At 71.9% G+C, this 2,103-nt stretch carries 1 protein-coding gene and 1 pseudogene; both read left to right on the top strand.

Features of this window, described 5'->3' with window-relative positions; translation table 11 throughout:
• Positions 1 to 61 precede the first annotated feature (61 nt).
• Positions 62 to 1,028 (top strand): annotated as a pseudogene (rlmF, locus tag BEN49_RS30955) (23S rRNA (adenine(1618)-N(6))-methyltransferase RlmF).
• 80 nt (positions 1,029 to 1,108) lie between these two features.
• A partial coding sequence (locus BEN49_RS14350) for a hypothetical protein (protein ID WP_141765676.1) occupies positions 1,109 to 2,103 on the top strand: 995 nt, incomplete at its 3' end.

Below are 2,103 nucleotides of genomic sequence, written 5' to 3'. Positions count from 1 at the left end.
CCACCTCGGGGCCGGGGCGCTACCTTGTGGCCTGCCCACCCGGGCCACCCTGCTTCCCCCTATGCCCCCACCGCCGCCTGCCCGCCCCGACCCGCTGCACCCGCGCAACCGGCACCGGGGCCGCTACGATTTTCCGCAATTGATGCGGAGTAGCCCGGCGCTGGCCGCCTTCGTGCGGGTCAATCCGTTTGGCGACCAGTCGGTTGATTTTGCCGACCCCGCCGCGGTGAGGGCCCTGAACCAGGCGCTGCTGCGGCACTTCTACGGCGTGGAGCATTGGGACGTGCCGGCCGGCTACCTGTGCCCGCCCATCCCCGGCCGGCCGATTACGTGCATCACGTGGCTGATTTGCTGGCCGCGAGCAACGGCGGCGCGGTGCCCCGGGGCCCCGGCGTGCGGGTGCTCGACGTGGGCGTGGGGGCCAACTGCATCTACCCGCTCATCGGCCACCACGAGTATGGCTGGCATTTCGTGGGCTCGGACGTGGACGCCGGGGCCCTGCGCGCCGCCCAGCACATTGTGGCCGCCAACGGGGCCCTGGCCGGCGCCATCGAGTGCCGGCGGCAGCCCGACGCCCGCCACGTGTTCGAGGGCATCATCCGGCCCAGCGAGGTGTTCGACGCCACGCTCTGCAACCCGCCGTTCCACGCCTCGGCGGCCGAAGCGGCGGCCGGCACCCGGCGCAAAACGACCAACCTGGGCACCGCCCGGGGCCCCCTGCCAGTCCTGAACTTTGGGGCCAAAACGCCGAGCTGTGGGCCCCCGGCGGCGAGGCGGCCTTCGTGCGCCGGCTGGTGCTGGAAAGCCAGCAGCGCCCCACCGCCTGCTTCTGGTACACCACGCTGGTCTCGAAAAAGGAAACCCTGCCTAGCCTACACCGCGCCCTGCACCAAGCCAGGGCCCTGGAAGTGCAAACCATCGACATGGCCCAGGGCCAGAAAAAAAGCCGCCTTGTAGCCTGGACGTTTCTAACGCCCGCCCAGCAAACCGCCTGGCAACAGGCCCGCTGGGCCCCGGTGGGCGGATAGGGGCCCTAGCCGGGGCCAATATTCCCCCGGCTAGGGCCCCGGCCGTACTTTCGCCCCACTTCCCGCTTCCCACTCCCCACATGTCCCGCAAGCTTTGGGCGCTGCTCGTGGCCTTTGCGCTGCTGCTGGCGCTGGCCACCTACGTGTACTACCGCCGCACCGTGGCCGCCGAGGCGGTGGACGCCTACGCCCTGGTGCCCGACGATGCGGTGCTCGTGCTCACCACCCGCGACCACCCCGCCCTGGTGCGCCACTTGCAGGAAACCCAGCTCTGGGACAACCTCACGGCCGTGCGCTACGTGCAGCAGGCCGCCGACCACCTGGCCGTGGCCGACAGCCTGGCCGGCGGCACTGGCCGCAGCACCAGCCTGCTGGCCTTGCTGGGCCGCAAGCAGGTCGTGACCTCCGTGCACGTGACGGGCCCCGGCGCGTTCGACGTGCTCTACCAGGTGCCGCTGGCCTCGGTGCGCGAGTACCGGCAGGTGCGGGGCCTGCTCGAAACCCTGGGCCGCGACCGCCGCTACCGCCTCAGCCAACGCCTGCTCGATGGGCAGGAGCTGAGCGTGCTGACGGAGGGCCGCACCGAAACCAGCCTGACGGTGTTTAACTACCGCAACCACCTGATTATTAGTACAAATGCGGCGTTGGTGGAGGCCGTGGTGCAGCGCCTGCGCCACCCCGGGGCCCCCACCGTGCTGGCCCGCTTTGCCGATACCGACGTGCTGCGCCTGCCCGAAATCGACGCCGCGCTGTGGCTGGATTTTCGGCGCCTGCCGCAGCTGCTCGACGTACTGTTCCGGCCCGCCGCCCACGCCCGCTTCGACCACCTCGCCACCCTGGCCGCCGACGGCCTGCTGGGCCTGAAGCTGACGGGCCCCGTGGCCGAGCTGGCCGGCTTCGCCAACCCCGAAACCGCCCGCGGGGCCCTGCAAGCGCAGGTGCAGGGGCAGCCGGCCCAGCCCTTTGGGCTGGCCGCCGTGCTGCCCACCCGCACGGCGCTGGTGGTGCAGCTGGCCGTGCGCCCGCTGGCCCCGGCGGCCGGCCGGGGCCGATTCGCTGGGCCTGCGCGTGGCCC

The organism is Hymenobacter coccineus, assembly GCF_001816125.1.
Taxonomy (GTDB): Bacteria; Bacteroidota; Bacteroidia; order Cytophagales; family Hymenobacteraceae; genus Hymenobacter; species Hymenobacter coccineus.
Note: the sequence above shows the minus strand (reverse complement) of the source record. Positions and strands in the feature narration are given on the sequence as shown.